Here is a 26411-nt window from a genome sequence, read left to right as displayed (position 1 = left end):
GAAAAAAATTAATGAAAATCTGTTTTCTGGTTGGCTCGATGAATATAAGCGGCGGGACATACGTAATCGTCCAGCATGCCAGCTATCTGCAACGGGCCGGCCACCAGGTAACGCTAGCGGTGCAGGAACCTTTTAATGATGCGACCCTGCGCTGGCACGACGAGGCGCCTAAATTGCGTTGCCTGCCAATTGGCGAAGCAAAAGCCGAGACTTTCGATGTTGTTATCGCAACCTGGTGGAAAACTGCTCTTGAAATAGCGGACTTCGACGCCGGCCACTATGCCTATTTCGTTCAGTCGATAGAATCACGTTTTTACCCGGAATCAGAAGTGCCGCTACGTGCTCTGGTGGATTCCACCTACCGCCTGCCGCTGAACTTCGTCACAGAGGCGGTATGGATCAAATCACATCTAGGAAGCAAATTCGGCCAGTCGGCAGCGCTGGTGCGGAACGGCATCCGCAAGGATGTCTACACCACGGTTGGCAATACCGTCTCTGCCCGGCCGGCCGGATCGCAGCCGCGGGTGCTGGTGGAGGGGCATTTCGGGGTCAAGTTCAAGAACACGGCGCTCGCGATCAAACTGGCGAAGCAGGCCGGCGCAAAGGACATCTGGCTGTTGACCGGGTCGCCGCTGCAGTGGGTGCCTGGAGTGCCGCGCATATTTTCGCGCGTTCCGATGGTGAAGACTGCGGAAATCTATCGTTCATGCGACATCCTCATCAAACTCAGCACGGTGGAAGGGATGTTCGGGCCTCCGCTGGAAATGTTCCATTGCGGCGGCACCGCCGTGGTGTTTGACGTCAGCGGACATGATGAATATATCCGGAATCAGGAAAACGCAGTGGTCGTCCCGACTGGCAATCTGCGCGGCGTTGTCGATGAAGTGGCGGATCTGATCCGCAATACCGGGCGTCTGAATCGCTTGAAGGAAGGCGCGCTGGCCACAGCGGCGGACTGGCCTTCATGGGAGGCGTCTTCGATGGAATTTGCGACCTGGCTGGAATCGGATGCGCTTCGCGTTCCTGCTGACAGAAAGGGTATTGCGGGGATGAATGCTCAAGCTTTCAGTCGCTACGACATCGATGAAAAGGGACGCTTGCAGAACAATCCTGGCATCATCCGGCGTCACAAGCTGAGCGGACTGGCGGCCAAGCTGCCGCCCACCCTGCTAAGAAGGCTAAAGGCTTTCGAAGCAGCAGGGGAAATGATTTTTGGCGGTAACAAGGTGCATTGATGTACAAGCTCCGAACCGTGGACGTATGGGACACCCTGTTGCGCCGGGATTGCCATCCCGAGTGCATCAAGCTGTCGACAGCCCTGCACATTCATCTGCGCTTTTATCCGGAGCTGGCCGACCGGTACAGGGACCACTGGGAAATATATCGTTGCCGGCTTGATATCGAGTCATCGCTGGGAAGGGCGGCGCGCGCCCGGGGCGAAGATGATGAATATGCGATCGACAAGGTTGCGGCAGCCTGGTTGTCCCGGATTCTCAACCGCGAGCCGCGCCGTGCCGAGATTGATGACATCCTGGAATATGAGCTGCAGACTGAAATCGCTCGTTCATTCCCCGATGAGGACATCGTCCGCTTTCTGGAGCAGCACCAGGGGGAAAAGACAATTTTTCTCTCCGACTTTTACATGAGCGGCACGATGCTGCAGCGCCTGCTGCATAGCAAGGGCTTATCTGAGCTGGTTTCGGACGGGCTCAGTTCCTGCGACATTGGAAAGAACAAGCGGTCCGGTAATCTTTTTCATCATGTACTCGCGTCTTACGACATCCACCCGACCGAGCATTTTCATGTCGGCGATAACCAGCATTCCGATGTTGTCGCACCTCGGAATCTGGGCATTTCGGCTGAGCATTTCCTGCCTGAAAAGGCGCATGAGAAGCGCTTGGCGAGGGAGATGCTGTTTACCTCCCGCAATGTGCTGTTCGATCATGTCAGGCAAGAGACTCTGCTTGAAGCCAATGAGACGATCCATGACCTTTCCGAGGAGCAGGCCATTGCATTTCGTCTCGGCCTGGATGCTGCGCCCTTGTTTATAGGCTTCGCGCTGTACGTGGCTGAGCAGGCCTTGCTGACAAGGCAGCAGGAAATCTGCTTTCTGACCCGGGAAGGCGAGTTCTTTCATCAGGTGTACACGGCCCTGCATGATAAGGGCACGTATTTTGGTCATGCTCTGCCAAGGAGCTCTGTGCTTGAAGTCAGTCGGCTTTCCACCTTTGCCGCCTCAATGGAAACCGTATCGGTTGCTGAATTGCAGAGAATATGGCGGCTTTACCGTACACAAAAAGTAGGTGGCCTGTTCGCGACCCTGGGCTTGAAGTTGGAAGACTTCGCCGCCCTGCTTGCGAAGATCACGCTTTCGCCTGAAGACGTCATCGAAAAACCGGAATCGGATACGAGGCTTGCCCAACTCCTGTCGGCGCCGCAATTCCAGGCCGCGGCAAGCGCAGCGATTCAATCGAAGAAGCAGTTGCTGAAAGATTATATAGCGGCAAAGGGAGTTGTGGCTGGCGGCTCGGTAGGCCTGGTTGACATAGGTTGGCGCGGCACTATCCAGGACAATATCGCTCTTGTGTTTCCCGATACCGAATTTCACGGCTGTTATCTGGGACTGCGTCCCATGGTGAATCCTCAACCCCGGAATGTGACAAAGCACGCCTATTGCGTCGACGAGCGCAGCGATGCGAGTGCGGCGAACTATTTCGAGGCGTTCGCTGCGTTGGAAATGCTTTGCGGCTCACCCAACGGCAGTGTGGAAGGTTATGAGCGCAAGGGCGCGAGCATCGTCGCCAGCAGAAACGTGTCGGAACAGGAAAACCATTCCTACTTCAGCTTTACCAAGTTTTTTCAGCAAGGAGTGCTGGCGGCAGTCGGCGTCTGGCAACCGTATGTTGAACGGTATGCGATGTCTTCAAGCGATCTGCGGGAAACGGCACTGCATATCTGGAAACAGTTGGCCAGCACGCCTCCGGAGTCCATGGTGGACGCATTCGTCAATTCTCCGCAGCACGACGTGTTCGGATTTGGCGACTTCTATCATCGCAACAATGTGCCGTCATTGCGGACTATCGCTGCGGGCGTCATCAAGCGCAGAGCGCGTCGGGAAGTCATCGAGTTCGTGCAGCGTGTCCAATGGACTTCCGCCATTCGCGGCATGAAGGGTGTCGGACGAGCGCATCGCAGCGTGTTGACCTTGGTGTTCATGGCGGCCCACGTCGTCAAGAAAGTCAGGCGGCGGGCGCATATGCCTGGGAAGAAATAAGGTGCGGCAGGGCGCAAAAACCAACCATGCGCGATGGCGTCAAATGCCGCTTATTTTCGTCCCAGGGCACGCTCAAAGAAGGCGGCAAACTTCTCGGCTTTTATCTTCCAGTCCCAATCCTTGATCATTTCCAGATTCTCCTGCGACAGGGCTTGCAACTGGGCAGGCTCGGCAATCAGGGACTTCAGCACGGCTGCCACGGCATCGACCGAGCGTTCCTTCAAAATGAAACGGCTTTGCAGCGGCCCGAACGCTTGGGAAACGATGCCGACATCAGTGGATATTACGGGAACGCCGCATGCCATGGATTCGAGCACCGGATTGGGTGTGCCTTCGATCTTGGATGTGCAGACATAAACGTCGATATCGGCATAGTAAGCCGGCATCTCGGCGTGCGGAATGAAGCGTTCCTGTCTATCCGCAAAGTGGGCGCGTATGGGCAGGCCTTCCGCTCGCAATTTTTCGATTGCTGGCTTGAGTATGGTGTGAACGCCCTTGAAGTCTTCAATCTCGGAAGCCCATTTGCTATTGCCCACCCAGCCCACTACCAGTTCTCGTCCCGGCAATTCATCAAGACGGCCTAGCCTTGCAGGCTTGAACATGGTCAAGTCCACGCCGTCCTCCAGAACGGCAGACGGGGCCGGGTAACCTTTCGCCCCGGCGTAAATATCCCGCAATTTTTCCGACCCTACGCTATATCCAGCCAGCATCGAGTTGTAGAGAGACGCTCTTTCGGTCAGCTCGTCTTCTTCCAGCAGCAAATGGTCATAGATGCTGGTGGTGATTTTTTTGTTGATGATATAGCGCTTTTCAAAATCCGCGTACTGACTGCAAAACATTTCGGCCCAGCTGCGGTAATAAGGGGTGCCGATCAGGCGGAGATGCTCTCGCCAGAAGAAGTGGATCAGGTCGCAGTCCGCCGTCATCATCAGCACATGGTTGATGTTGTCTATCACATCCATCGGAATGATGGTGAAGTCATAGCGGTCCGACAGATACCTTTCCAGTTGCTGGGAAATGTTGGAGAAGGCCCAGCCATGAGTATCGATGATGAGGGCGATCTTTGGCTTCCCCTCCGACTGGGCCACGTTCGCATCGTACGGAGGCGCATGCTGGAATTCCAAGCTGAGCGCGTTATGCCGCGATGCTAGCCAGTGGTCAACGGCATCGCTCCAGATCCGGAAGCCATGCTTGTCTTCCATATGACGTGCGGACTCGCGCAGGAGATTCCGGGAAAAGCGTTCCTTTTCATAGTCCCGATCTACGTCGGAGCTTGGATTCGGATGGTCATGCACCAGCGCCAAAATGGATGATGAGCCTATCTTGTAACCCTGCTGGAAAAGCCGTACCGAAAAATCGATGTCCTCGAAGCCGATGAACATGGCTTCGTCATAGCCGCCGGCCTTTTCGAAAGTATGCCGATTGAACACGCAGGCACCGCCGAAAAGAAAGGTGGAAAGGAAGGCCTCACCATCTAGACTCTCGGGAATTTCCTGCTTGCATGCGCTGCCGGCCCCGATATGCAGTTCCCCGTGTTCGAAGCTGACGTAGAGATGGCCACCCCGGGCAAAAATGGTTTTTTCATCCGAGTCAAGCAAAGGCAAGCTCATGAAATGGCACCCAAGCCGAGCAAGATCATGCTGGATCTGGGGTAGGGGATTGCGGGTGAAATAGATGTCGTTGTCCAGGCACATCAGCCAGTCGGTACGGACATGTGGGATTGTACGGTTGCGGCCGCCGGCCACGCCATAATTCTTCCCCAGTTCAACCAGCCGCCAACGATAGCTTTGCTTTTCACACAGAGCGCGCAACTGGCTGGCTTCCTCGGCTGTAGAGCCGTTGTCCATAATGAGAACTTCGCCGGCAAAATTCGGCAGATGTTCTGAAATAGACTGAAGCAGACGGGCCGACAAGGTTGAGCGGTTCAGCGACAGGAAGCTGATGGTAAGGTTGGCGCCCCATTCACCGATATTGGGGCCGTCATTGCGCCAGGCGTCGCTTGCAAGCAGTGTATGGCCGACGTCAGACAAATAGACATTCTGCTGCAAGCCGTCAATGAATCCAAGCCGGCTCATCGGGCATTTCCCCTTATGAGATTGCGCACTGCTCGTGCCGCCCGGAGCAGTCCGGGCGGCACCATCCTGCGCAGTCGGACATAACGATTGTATACGATGTGCAGTTCGTGTTGTTCCAGTTCGGTCCACTGCTGTCTTTGCATGGCCAGTTCAGCTTGAGTGTCTTTCAACTGTATTCTGAGTTGATGGACTGTGTCATGCAGAAGCTTGTTTTCTGCGAGCGTAGCTCGGCGTAACAGGCCCTGCCTGCGTTGCTCACTTTCTAAATCCCGGCTTTTCAACTCAGCTTGCTTGACTTGCTCTTCCAAGTGGGCGACGCGGGAGGTTGTGGCATGCAACTCGTTCCTGACAGTTTCCTGTTCTGTGAAGTGGCCTTGAAAAACGCCTTTCTTGAATGCGTCCATGGACAGAGGCAGCAGAGCGGCAGTCTCGCTTATCGGCAAGGTTTGCTGGCCCCAGATACCGACGAAGTAGCTTGCATTTTCGTCTCGCGGGCCGGCGTCTGGCTCTGCCGGCACCAGTTGCGCCAATGACATCTCCTTGGTTTCCATCATCGACATTTGGCTGCAGGCCGCGCTTGCTTCTGGCACAGCACTTCGAACCGTGTTGAGAAAGCCAAAAGTTGGAGCGCCCAGCATCCAGGAAACAGCCGGGCCCAGTATGGATTCCGTCATTTCGCGAAACTCGTCGAAATGGTACTTCCTGAGGTGGTAAGGATTGCGTTCTCCCTCGGTCGGAAAATACCACCAGTCGTTTGGGCAACTGATGATGATTGTCCCTCCCGGGTTCAACAGGGAGCGCAGATTGCCAAGAAAGGTTTCGGGGCTCTGAAGATGCTCAATGGTCTCAAGAGAGACAATCAGGTCGAATCCCTTTCCTGCCAACAGCGACAGCAGGTCCTCGCCTGAGGAACGGAGGAACTCAATGCCGTCGCCTGCAAAATTGCGCCGAGCATTGGTCAGCGCTTCTTCGGAAATATCCACGCCATGAACTTCGGTAGCGCCCCAGTCTTTTAACATGCGACTTCCGTAGCCCTCGCCGCAAGCGATATCAAGCACCCGACGTTGGCTGCAATGGTTTTTTGCAAGCAAATAACGCGCAATATGAATGCTTGCTTCCAGTCCGTCGTAACGGCCGCCGCCGTTGAAACTCAATCTTTCCATATATCTCTTCTAAGTTAGTCCATGCGAATCGAATGCCATACCCTGGGCAAATTAACCAGTCCGACAGCATTGAAATCATCCACCACGCGGAATTCGCAGACGTCTTTTGCTTCGGCATGCACGATGAAACCGCCATCATCGTTAATGGCTACACGCCATTTGTAAAGACCTCCCAGCAAAGGAAGGCTGGGAAACTTGATGATGACTTCACCCGTCTTTCCTGCCACGTAGGGAGCAATGCCGTCCATTACGGTTGTGCTTCCGCAGATATAGAAATCGTCATGCCGGTACAGGTTAAAGACGAAGCTGATCCGACCGGGTATGAAGTCGGATGTGGCTTGGAAGCGCATCCTGAGATAGACATCCTGGCCGCAAACCACATCAGCGACCGGAGCCCCGGCCGCATCTAGCAGATCGGTTTCGACGATACGGTACAGGCTGTCAACCTGCGGCTGGGCTGTGCTTTCCATCGCGTTTCGCGGCGCGGATTTGGATACTGCCTCCGTCTCCGACACTGCGCTGGCCTCCGTTTCCGCGTCGCTGGCTTGTGCCAGTTCGACTTGTTCTTCCTGTCTTCCCGCGTCTGGCGCATTCGAAGTGAATTGCGCTACCGAACGCTCTGTATCGATCACATATTGGTCTATGACGCGGCCTGCCGGGCCAAACACCTTCTGTTGCCCATGTTCGAGATAAAGCGCACGCTGACAGACCGATTTCACCTGATACTGGTCGTGAGAAACAAACAGTATGGAGCATCCCGATTGGCGGATCTCATAGAACTTTGCAAGGCAGCGACGCTGGAAAGCGGCGTCGCCGACAGCCAGAATTTCGTCGACGATCAAGATATCCGGATCGACGTGAATGGCGACGGAAAATGCAAGACGAGCGAACATCCCGCTGGAATAATGTTTCACCGGGCTGTCGAGAAATTCGCCAATGTCAGCGAAAGCAGCGATCTTGTCGAAACGCTTGTCGATGTCCTCCTTACCCATTCCCAAGATGGTGCCGTTCAGATAAACGTTTTCCCGTCCTGTGAATTCCGGGTTGAAGCCCGATCCCAGTTCCAGCAATGCGGAAACCCTGCCTCGTTTCTGAACCTCTCCCAAAGTCGGCGTCACCGTGCCGCAAATAATTTGCAACAGGGTAGATTTGCCGGAGCCGTTGCGTCCAACAATGCCAACTGTTTCGCCCTTGCGTACGTCGAAATTAACGTCTCGTAGCGCCCAGAATTCTTCATGATATTTTCGGCGCGCGCCAAAAATCATCTGTTTCAGCCTGTCATAGGGGCGATCATAGATTTGATAGGCCTTGGAGACATTGCTGACGGAAATAGCGATATCAGAGGACATCTGCAAACCCTTTGCGCGTTTTTTGGAAGAACCAGAAACCCAGCCATGCCGTCAATCCGCCAGCGGCCATTGCAACGCACCATCCTGTCCAGGAAGGAGGAATGCCATAGATCAGGGAATTTCTGCCTTCTTCGATAATGAATGTGAGCGGGTTCAGCTTCAGGTAAATTTGATAGGCTGGCTGCAAAGTCGAAACTGGATAGAACACTGGGGAAAGGAACATCAGCACTGAAGTGAAGACGCCGGTGACCTGCCCAATATCGCGCGCATACACGCCAAAAGCGGAAAGAAACCAAGCAAAGCCCAAGGATCCCAATATCAATGGAAGCAGGATTGCAGGGAAAAAAACGGCCGTCCATGGCAGATTCTGGCTGATGGCCAGTTGTATCAAAATGAGAACGAACAGCCCTATTGCAGAATGAAATAATGCGGAGCCAACTGTGATGAAAGGGAGAGTTTCCAATGGAAAGACCACTTTTTTCACGTAATTGATATTTGATAAGATGAGTGTTGGCGCGCGATTAATGACTTCGCTAAAAAAACTGTGTATTAACATGCCGACGAAAAGGATAACGGCGAAAGATGCCTTGCTGTCATCCGCCTCGGTGCCCCAACGGGATTTGAATACCACCGAAAAAAAGAAGGTATAGACCGCGAGCATAAGCACAGGGTTGAAGAAAGACCATGCCAAGCCCATGATTGAACCCTTGTATCTCCCAAGGATTTCGCGCTTGGTCATTTGCATGATCAACTGCCGGTTTTGCCAAAAGCTTGCCACAGACTCTTTGGGCGAAGTTAAATGGCGTTTGTAATTGCTCATCTCGATCTTAGTTAATTTTTTACTGTTAAAAAGGGTTTGCGCAAAACATGTCATCCGACTTTTTTATCATCGGTCCATACAAAATTTTTTTCCAGATCATGCGAAATCGCATCGCCGATGGTTTTCTTGTTTGCGCGGGGAGTAAGCATATTTTTGAATGCCGAAAAAACGGCGATCAAAATGCAAACAATGCTGATTAAGTAGCCATAATAAAGGTAACGATAATCCGCGGCAGGCGTGATGAACAAGTGAGGGAGAATGAAAGCCCATGCGGATCCGCTAAAGAGCAGGATGAATATCTTGTTTTTTTCAAATGCGATTAGGGTAGCGGCTGCGGCGATCAGGCCGGCGAAATAAATCCATGGGAAAAACATCCATGGATGTTTTTCCGGCTGAGAGCCCAGCCAGTCGGAGAAATTATTTTTTACAAAGCTGAAATTATAGGAGTTTGCCACTGTGCCTGGAAACGCGACCATGGCCGGCGTATTTTCTCCCAGACGAAGTAACACGCCGAAGTTTTCGATGCGATGTGTCAAGTAAGCGCGCGGATTTGACTGGACTGCTTTCCACCACAGGCGACGTAGTTCCTGCAAATCTGCCTTGTCCGTGGTCGTGAGGTTGCCGGCGACATTATAGAAAAGAAGATTATTTCCTCCTGGAAAATACAATGACTTGAGCTTTTCTATATCTGTGCCAATATGCTTGCTTACGTAAGCGGGCATTTCATTGCGGCCGGTTTTGACCGAGATGGCAAGCAGGTCGTAGGTTTGCGTGTACTGAAATGGAGACGTCGAAATTATTTTCGAGTTCGGCACAATGACATAGGGCACCATAGCTGCCAGAGCAGTGAGCGCCAAGCAGATTGCAAACTGCCTGGGACGTGAATCTGTGCGAAGATTTTCAGTATAAATCCAGAACCCGAATAGAAAGGGAAGGACGACGATCCCGTTTGTTTTGACGCCGTACCCAAATGCTGCGAGAAGGAAAATGGCGACTTTTTCAATGATTCTTGGTTTGCGTCCCTGTGAAAATACGTAAGCCAGAATGCCCCATGCAAGCAGCATTGCGGATCCGAAAGCGATGTCTTTCCATATCTGACCAAGCGGGAATGCCACCCCCGGCCAGAAACCGGCGAGCGGAAACAAATAAGCTGCCCGGCCGAGTCGGTATCGGGCGGCCGCCGCAAACAAACCGAAGGCGCCCCAGTACATGAGAACGTTCTGAAGTAGAAACAGCCCTGGTCCTGCATATAACCTGTCCAAGCGCTGCCACCACCAAGCCATAAAGACGGGATGCCAGTCTGAAAATATGCCTCTTTGAGCATCCTGATATTGTGCGACTGAATCCGGGCTCATCCATCCCGGAAAGAAGGCAAGTAAGGATAGCAGTACGCCAAGAAAGACCAATGCCGTAATGGGCCATAGGCTAGGCGGCAGTCTGCGCAGGTAGCCTGGCTGGTTATATCTCCCCATGCAGGCCATGAACAGCGTGTGAAGCACTTTCAGGTTGCCTCTTACTGCACTGATTTTGGTTGGCACCTCTCCTCTGGGATAACGCCGTGCCGTGCCGATTTCGATGCATTTGAAGCCCATCTGGGGAGCACGATGGGAGAGATAAGCCAGCAATTCATATTCTTGAAATTCATCGCGAAACGGATTTATTGCGTGATCCAATAACAAGCGCTTGCTGTAGGCACGGAACCCCTGTGTCGTGTCGGTCCAGTGGAAGCCTGAACTCAAGGAAAGGAGAGGTGCATGGAGCAAACGGATAGCCAAGTTACGCGAAGCGGGAGTGTTTTCCGCTACGCCGCCCGAAATGAAGCGTGAAGCTTGCACAAAGTCGTAACCTGCATCCAATGCTGCAATAAATTGGGGAATTGCCGCCGGATCATCCTTGTCGTTGCCATCTATGGTCACGATGCCTTCGTATTTTTGGTCGAGAGCAAACGCATATGCACAGCGCAATTGCGCGCTCAGCTTGCCAGGGCCGGTCTTCACCAGCAATCCGCGGACTCCATATTGCATCAATGCGTTCAACTCCAGCGACCCATCCTTGCTGCCGCCGTCGACGATGATGATATCTGCCACTGCCTCGATGTTCAGGACCGCCATCCGGCTAAGCAGATTGCGAATGCGTTCTCCTTCGTTGATAACTGGTATGACGATGCAGCAAGGATGCTGCCTCCCCTGCCAAAGAGGTATCGTGTAGTTAGGAATTTGCCACTTGGAACGGTTATGCGGTGAAGCGTTGGTCATTTCGTTCATGTCATTATGCAATTCGTCAGGCTGTGCGGAGCGTAATGAGCGCCACACCCGCAATCACCAGAAAAATGCCGGCGCCGGTGGTCCAATGAAACGGCTCGCGAAATATCAGGATGGAAGATACAGCGACGGTCGCGATCGCGCCCGAAGTCAGGACCGGATGGGCTACGTTAAGAGGCAGGCGGGCCAGGGCAGCAGCGTAAAGCAGAAACGCTGCTCCATATAGACCCAGTCCAAGCCAGAACGGGAAGTTGGCAAGAGCCGCCATGGGATCGGCCAGTGAGGGAAACTTGCGAGGGGGCGTCATGGCTATTTTGATCAAGACGCTTGCTGACGCGTTTGCAGCGATACCCAGTATCAGTATCAACCACTTCATTGATTCACCCCGGCTTCAGGGCAGTAATTGCGGACGGCGGTGGAAAGCGCTCGCTCGATTGCGACCAAGTGAGGTTCCTGTTTGGCCGCAAGCATTTCGATTGACACTACGCATCCAGGAAGATGGCGCAGTAATGCCGCATGCATCTTCCGATGGTCCGTCAGCCCGTCACCCAAGGTTAGAAGATCAGGCTCGCTTGCATGGACATGACCGATGAGATGCGCGCTTTCAAGCAGCACTGCGTCAACATCTTCGCCATTTATAGTCAAGGCGCCAGTATCTAGTTGCATTCGAATCGCCGGGTGCGAAACCGCTTCGACGATTCGGGACGTTTCTTTGCTATCAGTCATGAAGTTGGCGCCGTAGCAAGGCGGATTGGGCTCCAGACAGATCGAAACGCCGGCGGACTTGGCAATAGCACCCAAGCGCTTGAAGAACTGGCAGGCGAGATCCATCGTCTCCTGGTCTGTCAGGCCGGCGCGGTCCCGATTTTTCGGCGATCCAAAAACGAGGCGTGTAGCGCCCAAGCCTGCTCCGATCCGGCAGACGGCTCCAAGGTGCGCAAGCATTGCCTGCTGAACCTGCTCGCTGCCAAAAACATTCAGTCCATTCGTGCCAAATAGCAAAGCCTGCATTCCGCTAATCTCGATGCCGCGGTCTGCCCACCAGTTCCTGACGCGCGCGATGTCTTCTTCGGTGGCGAGAAGCGGGTTAGGAAAATACTTGCCAGGTGCAACATCAATCGCATCGATGCCATGCCGGTAAAGTATTCCCGCTACCTGTTCGTCCTCTGCCGTGTCCCAAGCAATATTGGAAATGGCCAGCCTCATGTTGGAACTCCTGCCTGCGGCTTTACAAGCGGCGATTCAGATTGAGCGTAAGCCCTCACTGCCTGAATTGTTTCTCGGCTGTTGTATTGATAGCCCCCTTCGACGCCGAAAGCGGCAGCATGTCTGGAGCGCATATCGTAATATGCAGGCGTGCCGGCCAATTGCTGGTCGAAAGTCTTGCCGAAGCCCAATCGCGCCACTTCGGCCACACTGATTGGCGCAGCGGTCAGGTGAACCAGCTTCAGGCCTGCCTGCATCGCGATCTGGATGTCGCTCCACAGATTGACCATGGGATAAAACTGAAAAACGCCGCGGCTCTCGATGGCGTGCAAGTTGTTATCGTTCAAGAAATCGAAAATTACGTTCTTGCGCAAGCCAGGGCCAACCAAGCCGGGGAGCCGTACGATCAGGTGGTTGGGGAAATGTTTCTCGACAAATTTTTCCAACAACCGGCGATGCAGCCCATAAGCGTGCAGCCCGGCTTCTTCCACCGGCGTTTCTTCATCCACGCCAATTGCGTTCTTGAACACGTCGACTGTGCTGATCAGGATGAATGTACGGCAGTTGACAGTCCTTAAATGGCCGATCAGATCTTCAATATTTTTGCGGTCTGCCTGCGGTTCACGATTTGCGATCCATTTCTGGGCGGGCGCACCTGCACAGACGACCGTGTCGAATGTCCTGCCTGCGATATCGCCTATATTGGTGGAACGATACAGCGCATCGAACGCAGCCTGCCTCATCAGAGTGGCGCCAACAAATCCGGAATAGCCTATCAGTGCGTTTGCCATTTGTTTTTCAGGTGATGGTATGTTGACTGGATGTGAATTTCTCGGAATCCAGTTTTTCGAGAACATCGTAGATATTGTCAATTTTGCCGCCAAGAACCGAATAGCATCCCGGCAGACTAGTATGTTTTTCGAACAGAATGGGTCTGCCGTCATCCCCCTCGTTCTTGACGAGAACAGTCTTGATCTCGAACAGCGAGTCAATGTGCCGCGCTTTAAGGATTGCTGGAAGATAGCGGCTTACATCGCGCACCATTCTATCGGCGCGCGTCTGGCGTTCGTACCGGGCTAGTTTTTGGTACGGATCGGCGCCGTGCTCATCCATCCAATGGAGATGAGGCGTGTATCTGACATGGGACAGCGTGTGCAGTCCGCGAGCGGGAAAGGGCATCATGGAAAAGAAAGGACCATCCATAACGGTTATTCCCACGTCCTTCAAGGCTGTTGGCATTTGCATCAGAGCCATCTCAGTGATTTCATGCTTGAGCTTGGTATGACTGCCAGGAAAGCTTCCGCCGAACTGGTTCAGGCCGCTATAGGTGCAGTTGAACAAATATTGGCACGAGATCTGCACGGGATTGCTTGCCCGCGGCTGCATCGAGACGGTTAGGGTATTGTCTGGGCCCACCGCAATTGTCGTCACCCGTGTATCAAGTCGCTGCCGCACACCGCTTTCCTGCAATTCGCGCTTGGCCCACTCCGCCAGCTTCGTGGAATCGAATGCATATTCTTCAACCAGAAATACTTCTTCGATCAAGGCGGGCGCGAACATGTTCTTTAATGTCGGCGGCGCCGGCCTTAAGCTGGCGCCAATGTCGCGACAGAACCGCTCGAACTGCTTCCCAGTTACCTTGGAATTGCGACGGGCGATCGCATACAGTTTGGAAAAATCCTGTTTGACAGCGGCTGGCCACTGTTGAACGAAGCGGGGCAAGTTTATACGGCTCCGGTACGCGGTGGTGAAGCTGCGTGGATAGTGATAACCATTGTGCACTCGCGCTTGGTTGTTATAGGAGGCCCTCGTCAATATGGCTGACTCGCGCTCGACCAGAAGCACCCGTCTTAAACCGCGTTGCCTGGCGAGATAGATTGCAATTGCAGCGCCGTAAAACCCCCCGCCTATCACAACAGCATCGTAGAAGTCATCGCCATAAATCATGGAGCAAACCGCTTGTCAGTATGCGCCGGTAGCACGCTTGCCGTTGCATTTACTTCCTCAATGTTGAGTTTTTCGCGTCGGGTCATGCGTGCGCTGGTGAATTCCTGTCCCACATGATAGGCCGGCCCTTCGTTTGACAACGCCGCCATCTGGAGAATGTATTCGCCAAGCACCAGCAATACCAACGAGATGAGAAAGAACATGCCTGACTGCTGGAGGGAGAGGCTGATCCAGCCTGGTGCGACGTCTGGTTTCACCATGCCGACAATTACCACATATACCGAATAGAGCAGGTTGGCGCCCGCGCCAAACATCGAAAGCCATGTGACGAGCCTCATGGGAGCCCTAGTAGTCGACACCAGCAAGCGCATTCCACGATCGATGCTTTCTGAGATGCGCTTCACGTGCGCGACCCGAGGAGTTGCATCGTAATTGAGTATGGTTCGAGCGAATCCCCCGGTCGCCGGCAGGTAGCGATAAGTCAGCGCCGGTTGCGGGTGCTGAAGGATGAAGTTGACAATCCGTTTGCTTAGCAAGCGGTATTGGGGCGCTTCCTTGCCGAGGTCAATGCCGTTTGCCACCCTATAGATACGGTTGAATACTGAAAATGCCATGCGATACGCAAGAGTTTGCGCAGCTTTCTGGCCGTTCATGGCAAATACGACGTCCGAACCGCTGACGGCCTTGTCCAGCATGTCTGGAAGAAAGCCAATATTGTCCGTAAGCGGGTCCAAAACCGCAACAAAATCGCCGAGCGCATTTTCCATACCCACCCAGGCGCAGGTGTCGGCGTCGACCTCCTTCGTTAACGCGTAGACCTGAAGGTTCGGAAAACCGTTTTCTCCTGTAACTTCCTTCAAGACTGTAACGCTATGATCATCGGAGGCATTATCGACAACAATAATTTCGTAATCGCTGACGAGCGAAGAGATATTTGCCGTTACATCCTGCAACAGCATCTTTAAATTGTCAGCCTGGTTGCGAACGAGAATAATTACCGAAAGAAAAACTGGAAAGAACATTAACAAGTATTCCTCGACGCCTGCGATTCGCCGCTACGCCTGTGTTGGACAAAGTCCATCATTTTAATCGACCGCACAGAAACTTCTGCAAAAACGTCATTTGAGTTTTGAAAAAGACTTTCACGGCCGAGGCTCAGTCTCCGTATCCATTCTTATCCTGAGGTGGTGCTCAAGCCGTGAGTCGAGTGCAGCAACCGGCTTCAGGGTTGCTTCTTCCCAAGCAGCGATCGAAGTTTGAGCGTCAGGTAAGCTTGCGATGTGAAGAACTTAAACGCGCTTTTGACGTGCCAGCTCAGGAAGCGAAGATCACGATGGCTTTCCCGGCGCGCATCATGGATCGCATAGGTATCTGAAGTTACCAGAATTTCTATTCCCTTGAGGCGTGCGCGGGCACAAAAATCCACATCCTCGTAATAAAGGAAATACCGTTCCGATAGTCCGCCAAGATCTCTGTAGATGTCGCGCGGGATGACCATGAACATGCCGGCTATCCAGTCGGGGGATAGGAGATTCTCCTTCTTTGGTACAGAGCGCAGAGTGAGCTTAGCCCCGCATGCTTTTGCAACGGCTTTCTTAACCAGCATCCAAGGTGTTGGAAAAAATCTGGCGCTATCTTCCGGCTCTCGGTCCGGATTGAAGATCATCGGCGCGCACACTACGCCGGGTTGGACGCGCAAAATGTTCAGCAGGATATCGAATGGGTCGGATGGCAGCCTGATGTCAGGATTGAGAATGACAAAATTTTCCCCGCCGCTGCGTTGGAAGGCCAAGTTGTGATTCTCCGCGAAACCATGCGGGGTCGTGTTGAGAATAGTGATTAATGGCAGGGAGTGGCCCATCGCTTCTACCGGGTAACGATCTTCATCCGCGAGGTTCCAAGTGAGAATGACTTCTACGTCGTGCCTTCTCGCATCTGCCAAGTCTTTAAGCAGCAATGCAATCAAACGGCCATGCCCATGGCTGACAATGGAAATGGAGAAGCGAATGTGACGATCTGGCAACATCTATAAGATTATTCATTCATGGTCCCGCGGCACCAGCAGGGGCATCGAGATTTTATGGTGGCTCTATGTCTTGATCGAGTCGAGTCGGACCGCAGCGTACAATGACGCTCTCCTATCAATGTATGCGCGAAATTGAAAAAGATATTTGTCACGGGAGCAGCAGGATTTGTCGGTGCGGCATTGTGTACTGAAATGCAGCGCCGCACCATACCCTTTGTTCCAGCGGTACGCAAGGCGACATGCCAAGCAGAAAGGGCCACGGGTGATCTTGCCACTCCCATCAACTGGGAGCCGCTACTGGCCGACTGTCACGCAGTGATCCACCTCGCAGGGCGGGTACATCAGATGCGGGAGGCGAGTGTCGATCCGACCGCCCTGTACCGTAAAGTCAATATAGAGGCGACTGCGGCCCTGGCGCGTGCGGCTGCGCGTACAGGGGTAAGGCGATTTGTATTCGTCAGCACAATTAAGGTTAACGGCGAATTTACTTCGCTACGGCCATTCCGCAGCGATGATATTCCACAGCCCAGCGACGCTTATGCCCAATCGAAGTGGGAAGCGGAACTAATTTTGCAGGAGATCTGTTCAGCGACGGAAATGGAGCTCGTAATCGTAAGGCCTCCATTGGTATATGGGCCTGGCGTAAGAGCAAATTTCCTAACATTGATGAAATTAGTGCATTCGGGCATGCCACTTCCATTCGGCGCTGTACATAACTTGCGTAGCTTGGTTGCTGTAGAGAATCTCGTTGACTTTCTGCTTCTATGTGCATGCAGCCAAGCGGCAGCAAGTCATACATTTCTTGTGTCTGATCAGGACGATATCAGCACGCCAGACTTGATTCGCATGATCGCCAACGCAATGAACAGACCCGCTCACCTGTTGCCCGTCCCAGCGTCATGGTTGTCAACCATTGCTGCAATGATTGGCAAGAAAGAGGCAGCTGCGAGGATACTCGCTTCGCTGCAAGTGGATACAAGTTTGGCAAAGCATTTGCTGAACTGGACACCGGTTTTCAGCATCGACCAAAGTGTGCGACGTGCTGTTCAACACTTTCTCATAAACCGTTGAGATGAAACGTTCATTTGATCTATTCTTGGCATTTGCATTTTTCTTGCCTATCCTTTTCCCTTTGTGCGCTATCGCCCTTGCTGTAAAACTGACATCTCCCGGCCCGGCCTTCTACTGGTCCGACCGCGTCGGCCGGAAAAACCGCATCTTCCGCATGCCCAAGTTCCGCACTATGCGTACGGATACTCCCGCCGTCGCCACCCATCTGCTCGGCAATCCCGACCAGTTCCTCACCCCCATCGGTTCCTTCCTGCGCAAGACCAGCCTGGATGAACTTCCCCAGCTCTGGAGCATTCTGAAGGGCGACATGAGCTTCGTCGGGCCGCGGCCGGCGCTGTTTAACCAGTATGACCTGATCGAGTTGCGCACCCGCCACCATGTGGACGAGTTGCTTCCCGGGCTCACCGGTTGGGCGCAGATCAATGGTCGGGATGAACTGGCCATCCCTGACAAGGTAAAACTCGATGTCGAGTACTTGCAACGGCAATCCCTGCTGTTCGATCTCAATATCCTTTTCCTCACCTTCCTCAAAGTGGTGCGTCGCGAGGGCGTGACGCATTAGATAGCGAGTTTTGAATCAGGCTGGACAAATCGGCAAGCCTTTGCAGACAAGCAAAAGGCGGTGTGCCGATAAGTGCTATCTTGTGCTGCCCGGTGACTCCGGGTTCTTCCAGGCAGTCGACCGGCGTCGGTGACTTGTCCCGTGGTGTCGCTCATGGCGTAATCAAGCCGGTTCAGCATCTTGCATTGAACGCAGGAAAGGGCGTGTGCGGTGCATTTGCCTTGGTGAATGCACTGGATACGCAGCACTCATCATGATCAACAATACAACATCATTTCTAACCGGTTCCAGGCCGGAGATCGGCGAATTTCCGCCTGAACACGAAACTCCCGTGCGCCGCATTGCGGTTGTCATTCCAAGCTATAAGGTGACCCGCCATATTCTCGGCGTCATCGACTCGATTGGCCAGGAAGTGGCAGCCATCTACGTGGTCGACGACAAATGCCCCGACGGCAGTGGCGACCTGGTGACGGCGCAGTGCCGCGACAGCCGCGTGGTCGTGCTGCGGCATGAAGTGAATCAGGGCGTCGGCGGCGCAGTCATGACCGGCTACCGGGCGGCGGTGGCCGATGGCGCCGAGGTCATCGTCAAGATCGACGGCGATGGCCAGATGGACCCGAACATGATCTCGTCCTTCGTGCAGCCCATCCTGGATGGCGAGGCCGATTACACCAAGGGCAACCGCTTCTTCAATCTCGACGAGATCGGCAACATGCCGCCGGTGCGGATGTTCGGCAATGCGCTGCTGTCCCTGATGACCAAGCTGTCTTCTGGCTACTGGGATATCTTCGATCCCACCAATGGCTATACCGCGATCCACGCCAATATCGCCGGGCAATTGCCGTACGCAAAGATCAGCAAGCGCTATTTCTTCGAGACCGACATTCTGTTTCGCCTGAACACCCTGCGCGCCGTGGTGCAGGACGTGCCGATGGATGCCACCTATGGCGACGAGGTCAGCAACCTGAAGATCTCGAAGATCGTCGGGGAATTCATGGGCAAGCACATCCGGAATTTTGGCAAGCGGATTTTCTACAACTATTATTTGCGCGACATGTCGCTGGCTTCGCTGGAGTTGCCGCTGGGGGTGATTTCGCTGCTCTTCGGCCTGATTTATGGCGGCTTGCGCTGGGCCGGGTCGAGCGAGGCGGGCGTTGCCACGCCGGCTGGCACCGTGATGCTGTCAGCGTTGCCGGTCATTATGGGCATCCAGTTGATTCTTGCCTTTTTCTCGTACGATATTGCGGCCGTGCCGTCGCGGGCAGTGCATCGCAGCGCCAGGTTCGCGAGGAGGCGCTCGCGTGGTGCTTGATCAGCGGTTTCTCATCTATCTCGCTGGCGGTGCGCTGAGCGCGGCCATCGATGTCGGTATCTTCCAGGCACTTTTGACAGTTGGCGCCAGCTTGATTGTGGCCACGTCAACCGGCTTCTTCGTCTCGCTGGTGGTGAATTATCTGTTTCATGCAAGGTTTACCTTTACCACCAGCGCGCGCACCGCATCGTTCGGAAAATATCTGGTCGTTGTAGCTTTCAACTATTGCATTGCACTGGGCATGGTGACACTTGCGGCGTCCTTGATAGGTAGCCCGCTGGCAGGAAAAATTCTTTCATTGCCTGTGATTGCCGTGATTGGATTCTTTGCCGGGAAATACTGGATTTTCAAGTAAAGTGTCTTGAAGGAAATGGAAAGAGGCTGCAAAGCTCGTTTGTAGATTAATTAACAAAACCTGCGACTGATCAATTAATTCGAAGACCGATCATGGTCACAATGCTGCAAAGCGGCATGGCCGGGTAAAATGCTGTTTTTATTGCATAAACCGGCGTCGATGAGAGCCATTCTCGAATTATCCCGTTTCAAAAAGCAACTTCTGGCAGCCAGCATTGACGCGGTCATGCTACCGCTCACGCTTTTCTTTGCCATCTGGCTGCGTTACGACCATATCGACCCGTTGCTGATCAGGCAGTACGCCTGGCTGCTGCTGGCTGCGCCGCTGGTGTCTATCCCGATCTTCATTCGCATAGGACTGTACCGGGCCATGATCCGGTTTATCGATCCGAAAATCGTCTATGTGGTGGTGCTGGGCGTATCGCTGTCGCTGGTGGTGCTGGTCACGATGTCGGCCATCATCACCCGCCTGGAAGGCCTGTCGCGTGGCGTGTTCGGCATTTACTGGGTCAGCGCCATCCTGTACATGGTGGCGGGGCGGTTCATTGCGCGCGGCTACTTCATCCGGGCCATGGGGCCGCTGGACGGCACTCGGGTGGCGATCTATGGCGCCGGCAATGCCGGGGTTCAACTGGCCAGCGCATTGCGTATGGTGCCCGATTACACCCCGGTGGCCTTCATCGATGACAACCGCGATCTGCAGGGTGCCACCATTGCCGGCATCCGGGTTCATGGATCGGACAATCTGGAACGACTGATTGTCCGCCGCAGCATCAAGGAAGTGCTGGTGGCCATGCCCAGTCTGAGCCGGGCTCAGCAGAAGACCATCCTGAACCGGCTGGAACCGCTGAAGGTCAAGGTCAAGATTACGCCGCCGGTAGGCAGTTTGTTGTCCGGCCAGTTGCGCCTGCAGGATGTGCGCGACATCGAGATCGAGGACTTGCTGGGGCGTGACCCTGTTGCGCCGGACATGGGCCTGCTGGCTAGCTGCATTACCGGCAAGTCGGTGTTGGTGACGGGCGCGGGCGGCTCGATCGGCTCGGAACTGTGCCGCCAGATCGTGCGTTTGAAGCCCCGCCGCATGCTGCTGCTGGAAAGCGCGGAATTCAATCTCTACAGCATCGAGCAGGAGCTGCAGGGCATGCGCCAGTCGCTGGGCGTCGAACTGGAACTGATCCCTTTCCTGGGCTCAGTGCTGGACCAGCAGAAATGCACCCGCATGCTGCAGACCTTCAATGTCGACACTATTTACCACGCCGCTGCCTACAAGCATGTGCCGCTGGTGGAGCACAACCCGGTCGAGGGCATACGCAACAATGTATTCGGCACGCTGGCCATTGCGCGTGCAGCGGTCGATGCCCGGGTCGGCCGCTTCGTGCTGATTTCCACCGACAAGGCAGTGCGGCCGACCAATGTCATGGGCTGCACCAAGCGCATGGCCGAACTGATCCTGCAAGCCTTTGCACGCGAGCAAAAACATACCCGCTTCTGCATGGTACGGTTCGGCAACGTGCTTGGTTCCTCGGGTTCGGTGGTGCCGCTGTTTCATAGCCAGATCATGGCGGGCGGCCCGATTACCGTGACCCATCCTGAAATCACCCGCTACTTCATGACCATTTCGGAAGCCGCGCAGCTGGTGCTGCAGGCTGGCGCGATGGGCGAGGGCGGCGACGTGTTTGTTCTGGACATGGGCGAACCGGTTAAAATCATCGACCTTGCCAGGCGCATGATTCACCTGAGCGGCCATGAGGTCAAAAGCGATGCCACGCCGGAAGGCACGATCGAGATCCGGCAGATCGGCCTGCGGCCTGGTGAAAAGCTGTACGAGGAATTGCTGATCGGCGCCAATGCCCAGGGCACCGGGCATCCGCTGATCATGCGGGCGCAGGAAGCTGAGCTGGCATGGCCAGCGCTGCAGCGCATCCTGGACCGGCTCAATGAGGCATGCAACCGCTTCGACGTGGAGACCGTGCGCGAGTTACTGCTTGAAGCGGTGTCGGAATATGCGCCGCAATGCGGGATCGAGGATTTTATCTGGACCGCGCGCACTGCGCGCAACAAGCCGGAGGCGGCACGTATCCATGCCGTGAAATGAGTATTGCGCGATGGTTCCGTGCCGATTGCCACTGCTCCTGACAAGCGCGGCGCTGGCTGAAAAGCCGGCGCTTTTGCCAACCGAGACAACGAAAAGACAAGACAACATGCTCAATCTCTCTCCTTCCATTTTCAAGGCCTACGACATCCGCGGCATCATCGGCAAGACGCTGGACGAGTCCGTGGCGCGCCGCATCGGCCAGGCCTTTGGCACCGCCGTGCGGGCCAAGGGTGAAACCACGGTTGTCATCGGCCGCGACGGCCGCCTGTCCGGGCCGGGCCTGGCCGCGGCGCTGGCCGAAGGCCTGCAGGCCGCCGGCGTGGACGTGATCGACATCGGCGTGGTTGCCACGCCCATGGTCTACTTTGCTACCAGCACGCTGGATGCGCGCTCCGGCATCATGGTGACCGGCAGCCACAATCCGCCGGACTACAACGGCTTCAAGATGGTGCTGTCGGGCGAGGCAATCTATGGCGACGCCATCACCGCGCTGTACCGCACCATCGACACCAACGGCTATGCAAGCGGGCAGGGCAGCTACCGGCAACTGGATATCCGCAACGACTACCTGCAGCGCATCATCGGCGACATCAAGCTGGCGCGGCCGATGAAGATCGTCATCGATGCCGGCAACGGCGTGGCGGGCGCCTTCGCGGGCGACCTGTACCGCGGCCTGGGCTGCGAAGTCACCGAGCTGTTCTGCGAGGTCGACGGCAACTTCCCGAATCACCATCCGGACCCGGCGCACCTGGAAAACCTGGAAGACCTGATCCATGCGCTGAAGACCTCCGATGCCGAGCTGGGCCTGGCCTTCGACGGCGACGGCGACCGGCTGGGTGTGGTTACCAAGGATGGCCAGGTGATCTTTCCCGACCGCCAGCTGATGCTGTTTGCCAAGGACGTGCTGGCCCGCAATCCCGGCGAAAAGATTCTCTATGACGTCAAGTGCACCCGCCACCTGGCGAGCTGGGTCACGCAGAACGGCGGCGAGCCGCTGATGTGGAAGACCGGCCATTCGCTGGTCAAGGCCAAGATGCGCGAGACCGGCGCGCCGCTGGGTGGCGAGATGAGCGGCCACATCTTCTTCAAGGACCGCTGGTATGGCTTTGACGACGGCATGTATGCCGGCGCGCGCCTCCTGGAACTGATGAGCCGCGAGAGCAACCCGTCGGCGGTGCTGAACGCGCTGCCGCAGTCGACCAGCACGCCCGAGCTGCAACTGAAGCTCAACGAAGGCGAAAACTTCGCGCTGATCGAGAAGCTGCAGAAGGAAGCGCAGTTCCCCGGCGCCGACCAGGTCATCACCATCGACGGCCTGCGCGTGGAATATCCGGACGGCTTCGGCCTGGCGCGTTCGTCCAACACCACGCCGGTGGTGGTGATGCGCTTCGAGGCCGAGAACGATGCGGCGCTGGCGCGCATCCAGTCCGAGTTCAAGCGGGTGATCCAGGCTGCCAAGCCGGACGCCGTGCTGCCTTACTGACGCGTCGTCATGCATCTGGAAGCCCGGCGCGGCGCCGTCATGAAGATATTGATCGTGCGGGTTTCCTCGCTGGGCGACGTGGTGCACAACATGCCCATGGTGGCCGACCTGCGCCGCCATCTGCCCGATGCGCAGATCGACTGGGTGGTGGAAGAGGCCTATGTCAGCCTGGTGCGCCTGAACGACGGCGTGCGCAATGTGATCCCGGTTGCCTTGCGGCGCTGGCGCAAGAGCCTGGCCTCGGCCGCCACGCGTGCCGAGATCCGCGCCTTTCGGGCGGCCCTGCGCGAAACCGACTATGACCTGGTGTTCGACACCCAGGGCCTGTTCAAGACCGGCCTTCTGATGCGCATGGCGCGGCTGGCGCCGGACGGGCGTCGCATCGGCCTGGCCAATGCCACCGAAGGCTCGGGCTATGAGGCGGTGTCGCGGATCTTTCATACGGCCAGCATCGCCGTAGGCAGGCGTACCCATGCGGTGCAGCGTGCCCGCGAGGTGGCGGCCGGCGCGCTGGGCTACCAGGTCAGCGGGCCGGCCGACTTCAATCTGCAGGCGCCGGCGCTGCGGCCGGACTGGCTGCCGCGCGAGCCGTATGCGGTGTTCTTCCACGGCACCGCGCGCGAGGCCAAACAGTGGCCGCAGCAGAACTGGATCGCGCTGGGTGCATCCCTTGCCACGCAAGGGCTGGCCGTGCTGCTGCCGTGGGGCAGCCCTGCGGAACGCGAGGCGGCGCAAAGGATCGCGGCCGGCATTCCTGGCGCCCGGGTGCTGCCGGCGCTGCCGCTGATGGAAGCGGTGACGCTGGCCCAGCGCGCGACGCTGGCGGTGGGCGTCGACACTGGCCTGACCCATATCGCCGCGGCCTTCTGCCGGCCCACGGTGGAGCTGTATTGCAATTCGCAGCGCTGGAAGACCGAGGGTAACTGGTCGCCGCGCATCATCAATCTCGGCGACCAGGGCATGCCGCCCGGCGTAGAGGAAGTGGAAGCGGCGGCGCTGTCCCTGCTGGAACGCCAGGCCATTCGTCAGCCTGATACCGACCCGACACGGCATAATACGGCTGATGGAACAGCAAATCATTGATATCGACCGGCGCGACTGGGACGCCGGCTCCGAACCAGCCAACCCCGAATGGATCGCCGCGCTGGAAGCCGGCAAGGTGCTGCACTTCCCGCGGCTGCCGTTTGCATTGCAGCCGGGTGAAGAAGCCTATCTCACCCCCGACGTGCGCGACCCCAAGGTGCGCAACATCAGCCTCGACGCGGCCGGCAAGCTGAAGGGCACGGTGCTCGATGCCGCCGGCCAGGCCGGCATGGCCCGCATGGTCGGCCGCTTCCGGCAGCAGGCGCAGACCCTGGTGGCCCAGCTGCTGCCGGCCTATACCGGCAAGCTGCGCAGTGCGCCCACCAGCTTTCGCCCGTCGCAGGTCGAGACGCGGGCGCAGTCCTGGCGCGCCGACGACCGCCGCCTGCATGTCGATGCCTTCCCGTCGCGGCCCAATTACGGCGAGCGCATCCTGCGCGTGTTCACCAATGTCAATCCCGAGGGGCAGCCGCGGGTCTGGCGCGTGGGGGAGCCGTTCGAGGACGTTGCGCGGCACTTCCTGCCGCGCATGAAACCCTATTCGCCGCTGCAGGCGCGCCTGCTCCGCGCGCTGCATGTGACTAAGTCGCTGCGCAGCGAGTACGACCACCTGATGCTGCAGCTGCATGATGCGATGAAGTCGGACCTGAACTACCAGCGCGATGCGCGCCAGGTCACGATGCCGTTCGCGCCGGGCGCGGTCTGGGTCTGCTTTTCCGACCAGACCTCGCATGCGGTGATGTCCGGCCAGTACATGCTGGAGCAGACCTTTCATCTTCCCGCTGATGCCCAGTACGATCCGGCAGCCAGTCCCCTTGCCATCCTGACGCGGCTGACCGGCCGCACCCTTATCTGATGCGTCTGCTTTATTCGTTGTTGTGGTGGGTTGGCCTGCCGCTGGTATTGATGCGCCTGTGGTGGCGCGGCCGCAAGGAGCCGGGCTATCGCCGGCATATCGGCGAACGGCTGGGCTTTTACACGGATGCAGCGCCGGCGCCGGGCAACCAGCTGATCTGGCTGCATGCGGTATCGGTGGGCGAGACCCGCGCCGCCGAGCCGCTGATTGCCGCGCTGCTGGATGTCTATCCCGACCGCAGCCTGCTGATGACCCATATGACGCCCACCGGCCGCGCCACCGGGCGCGAGCTGTATGGCCATTACGGCGAGCGCTTCCACCAGGTCTATCTGCCCTATGACACCGGCTGGATGGTGAAGCGCTTCCTGAAGCATTTCGCGCCGCGCCTGTGCATCCTGATGGAGACCGAGGTCTGGCCCAACCTGATCGCCCAGTGCAATGCCCGCCATGTGCCGGTGGCGCTGGTCAATGCGCGGCTGTCGGCCCGTTCGCTGGCCCGTGCCGGTCGCTTCGGCGGCCTGCTGCAGAAGGCCGCGCAGGGCATTGCCTGCATCGCCGCCCAGACCGAGGCCGATGCCCAGCGGCTGCGCCAGGCCGGCGCCAACAGCGTGGAAGTCACCGGCAACATCAAGTTCGACGTCAGCCCGACGCCGGCCATGCTGGATGCGGGCGCGGCCATGCATGGCCGCTTCGGCAAGCGTCCGGTGCTGCTGTGCGCCAGCACGCGGGAAGGCGAGGAGGCGATGATCCTGGATGCGCTGGTGCAGACGGAAACCCCGCTGGGCGAGGCGCTGCTGGTGATCGTGCCGCGCCATCCGCAGCGCTTCGACGACGTGGCGCGCGAGATCGAGGCGCGCGGCCTGGCCTACCGGCGCCGTTCGTCCCTGGGATACGAGGTGCCGCCGGAAGTGCGGGTGGTGCTGGGCGACTCGATGGGCGAGATGTTTGCCTACTACGTCGCCGCCGACCTGGCCTTCATCGGCGGCAGCCTGGCGCCGCTGGGCGGGCAGAACCTGATCGAAGCCTGCGCCGTCGGCACCCCCGTGCTGATCGGCCCGCATACCTTCAACTTCAGCGCCGTCAGCGAAGACGCCATCACCGACGGCGCGGCCATCCGCGTTGACAGCGCCGCGGCCATGCTGCAGCAGGCGGCAGCGCTGCTGGCCGATGGCGACGCACGCAAGGCCATGGGCATGCGGGCCCGCGAATATGCGCTGCAGCACCGCGGCGCCACCGCCCGCACGGTATGGCTGCTGGCGCCCCTGCTGGGATAAAGACGATGGCGACCCGTATCTCCCACGACCCCCGTCCGCAGCCGCCCGAACAGCCGGGCGACGATGAATGCTGCCGCAGCGGCTGCGACCCGTGCATCTTCGATCTTTACCAGCAGGAGCTGCAGCGGTACCGGGAGAGCCTGGCGCAGTGGGAAGCGCGCCAGGCGGCAAGGCAAGGCAGCGAGGATACGGCGCAATAG

23 protein-coding genes are annotated in these 26411 nt (G+C 56.7%); 12 read left to right on the top strand and 11 right to left on the bottom strand.

What is annotated here, in order from left to right; translation table 11 throughout:
• Window positions 1-11 precede the first annotated feature (11 nt).
• Window positions 12-1235 carry a glycosyltransferase gene (locus KTQ42_RS10795; protein ID WP_217345505.1) on the top strand — a complete coding sequence of 408 codons (1224 nt, stop codon included), beginning with the start codon at window positions 12-14 and terminating at the stop codon, window positions 1233-1235.
• A complete protein-coding gene (locus tag KTQ42_RS10790) occupies window positions 1235-3274 on the top strand; it encodes a hypothetical protein (protein ID WP_217345504.1) in 2040 nt (679 codons plus the stop codon). The genes KTQ42_RS10795 and KTQ42_RS10790 overlap by 1 nt, the downstream gene beginning before the upstream one ends.
• A gap of 50 nt (window positions 3275-3324) precedes the next feature.
• On the opposite strand, the gene KTQ42_RS10785 is transcribed toward KTQ42_RS10790, so the two are convergent.
• The 11 genes from KTQ42_RS10785 to KTQ42_RS10735 all read right to left on the bottom strand — a co-directional run bounded on the left by KTQ42_RS10785 (window position 3325) and on the right by KTQ42_RS10735 (window position 16121).
• Entirely contained in the window at window positions 3325-5349 is a 2025-nt protein-coding gene (locus tag KTQ42_RS10785; protein WP_217345503.1) for a glycosyltransferase, read from the bottom strand.
• A complete protein-coding gene (locus tag KTQ42_RS10780) occupies window positions 5346-6512 on the bottom strand; it encodes a class I SAM-dependent methyltransferase (RefSeq protein ID WP_217345502.1) in 1167 nt (388 codons plus the stop codon). Before KTQ42_RS10780 ends, KTQ42_RS10785 begins: the two co-directional genes overlap by 4 nt.
• 14 nt (window positions 6513-6526) lie before the next feature.
• Window positions 6527-7861 carry an ABC transporter ATP-binding protein gene (locus tag KTQ42_RS10775; protein WP_217345501.1) on the bottom strand — a complete coding sequence of 445 codons (1335 nt, stop codon included), beginning with the start codon at window positions 7859-7861 and terminating at the stop codon, window positions 6527-6529.
• The gene (locus KTQ42_RS10770; RefSeq protein WP_217345500.1) at window positions 7851-8681 is read right to left on the bottom strand and encodes an ABC transporter permease; all 831 of its coding nucleotides are present in this window, start codon (window positions 8679-8681) and stop codon (window positions 7851-7853) included. The genes KTQ42_RS10775 and KTQ42_RS10770 overlap by 11 nt, the downstream gene beginning before the upstream one ends.
• Window positions 8682-8731: 50 nt before the next feature.
• On the bottom strand, window positions 8732-10945 hold the full coding sequence (locus KTQ42_RS10765; RefSeq protein WP_217345499.1) for a glycosyltransferase family 2 protein: 2214 nt from the start codon (window positions 10943-10945) through the stop codon (window positions 8732-8734).
• Window positions 10946-10961: 16 nt separating this feature from the next.
• Window positions 10962-11264, bottom strand: a complete 303-nt coding sequence (locus tag KTQ42_RS10760) for an EamA family transporter (RefSeq protein WP_249222715.1) — start codon at window positions 11262-11264, stop codon at window positions 10962-10964.
• Window positions 11265-11314: 50 nt separating this feature from the next.
• Window positions 11315-12148, bottom strand: coding sequence for a sugar phosphate isomerase/epimerase family protein (locus KTQ42_RS10755; protein ID WP_217345497.1), 834 nt, complete (start codon window positions 12146-12148; stop codon window positions 11315-11317).
• Window positions 12145-12939, bottom strand: coding sequence for a pyridine nucleotide transhydrogenase (locus KTQ42_RS10750; RefSeq protein ID WP_217345496.1), 795 nt, complete (start codon window positions 12937-12939; stop codon window positions 12145-12147). Before KTQ42_RS10750 ends, KTQ42_RS10755 begins: the two co-directional genes overlap by 4 nt.
• A gap of 7 nt (window positions 12940-12946) precedes the next feature.
• Window positions 12947-14095, bottom strand: coding sequence for an FAD-dependent oxidoreductase (locus tag KTQ42_RS10745; RefSeq protein ID WP_217345495.1), 1149 nt, complete (start codon window positions 14093-14095; stop codon window positions 12947-12949).
• Window positions 14092-15117: a glycosyltransferase gene (locus KTQ42_RS10740; RefSeq protein WP_217345494.1), complete on the bottom strand. Its 1026-nt coding sequence runs from the start codon at window positions 15115-15117 to the stop codon at window positions 14092-14094. The genes KTQ42_RS10745 and KTQ42_RS10740 overlap by 4 nt, the downstream gene beginning before the upstream one ends.
• Before the next feature lie 200 nt (window positions 15118-15317).
• Window positions 15318-16121: a hypothetical protein gene (locus KTQ42_RS10735; protein ID WP_217345493.1), complete on the bottom strand. Its 804-nt coding sequence runs from the start codon at window positions 16119-16121 to the stop codon at window positions 15318-15320.
• 132 nt (window positions 16122-16253) lie between these two features.
• Between KTQ42_RS10735 and KTQ42_RS10730 the strand changes: the two genes are divergently transcribed.
• The 10 genes from KTQ42_RS10730 to KTQ42_RS10685 all read left to right on the top strand — a co-directional run bounded on the left by KTQ42_RS10730 (window position 16254) and on the right by KTQ42_RS10685 (window position 26411).
• The gene (locus KTQ42_RS10730) at window positions 16254-17192 is read left to right on the top strand and encodes an NAD-dependent epimerase/dehydratase family protein (RefSeq protein WP_217345492.1); all 939 of its coding nucleotides are present in this window, start codon (window positions 16254-16256) and stop codon (window positions 17190-17192) included.
• A gap of 1 nt (window position 17193) precedes the next feature.
• Window positions 17194-17754: a sugar transferase gene (locus KTQ42_RS10725; RefSeq protein WP_217345491.1), complete on the top strand. Its 561-nt coding sequence runs from the start codon at window positions 17194-17196 to the stop codon at window positions 17752-17754.
• A gap of 331 nt (window positions 17755-18085) precedes the next feature.
• The gene (locus KTQ42_RS10720) at window positions 18086-19066 is read left to right on the top strand and encodes a glycosyltransferase family 2 protein (RefSeq protein WP_349292138.1); all 981 of its coding nucleotides are present in this window, start codon (window positions 18086-18088) and stop codon (window positions 19064-19066) included.
• On the top strand, window positions 19056-19421 hold the full coding sequence (locus KTQ42_RS10715; RefSeq protein WP_349292137.1) for a GtrA family protein: 366 nt from the start codon (window positions 19056-19058) through the stop codon (window positions 19419-19421). Before KTQ42_RS10720 ends, KTQ42_RS10715 begins: the two co-directional genes overlap by 11 nt.
• Before the next feature lie 225 nt (window positions 19422-19646).
• Window positions 19647-21515, top strand: coding sequence for a nucleoside-diphosphate sugar epimerase/dehydratase (locus KTQ42_RS10710; protein ID WP_349292136.1), 1869 nt, complete (start codon window positions 19647-19649; stop codon window positions 21513-21515).
• Between the two features lie 106 nt (window positions 21516-21621).
• Window positions 21622-22998, top strand: a complete 1377-nt coding sequence (locus KTQ42_RS10705; RefSeq protein ID WP_217345488.1) for a phosphomannomutase/phosphoglucomutase — start codon at window positions 21622-21624, stop codon at window positions 22996-22998.
• Window positions 22999-23037: 39 nt separating this feature from the next.
• Window positions 23038-24081 carry a lipopolysaccharide heptosyltransferase I gene (waaC, locus tag KTQ42_RS10700; RefSeq protein WP_217345487.1) on the top strand — a complete coding sequence of 348 codons (1044 nt, stop codon included), beginning with the start codon at window positions 23038-23040 and terminating at the stop codon, window positions 24079-24081.
• Window positions 24062-24937, top strand: coding sequence for a Kdo hydroxylase family protein (locus KTQ42_RS10695; protein ID WP_217345486.1), 876 nt, complete (start codon window positions 24062-24064; stop codon window positions 24935-24937). The genes waaC and KTQ42_RS10695 overlap by 20 nt, the downstream gene beginning before the upstream one ends.
• The gene (gene waaA / locus KTQ42_RS10690; protein WP_217345485.1) at window positions 24937-26211 is read left to right on the top strand and encodes a lipid IV(A) 3-deoxy-D-manno-octulosonic acid transferase; all 1275 of its coding nucleotides are present in this window, start codon (window positions 24937-24939) and stop codon (window positions 26209-26211) included. Before KTQ42_RS10695 ends, waaA begins: the two co-directional genes overlap by 1 nt.
• A 5-nt stretch (window positions 26212-26216) precedes the next feature.
• Window positions 26217-26411: an oxidoreductase-like domain-containing protein gene (locus KTQ42_RS10685; protein WP_217345484.1), complete on the top strand. Its 195-nt coding sequence runs from the start codon at window positions 26217-26219 to the stop codon at window positions 26409-26411.

This window comes from Noviherbaspirillum sp. L7-7A (genome assembly GCF_019052805.1).
Classification (GTDB): Bacteria; Pseudomonadota; Gammaproteobacteria; order Burkholderiales; family Burkholderiaceae_D; genus Noviherbaspirillum_A.
This window is presented reverse-complemented; position numbering and strand designations above follow the sequence as displayed.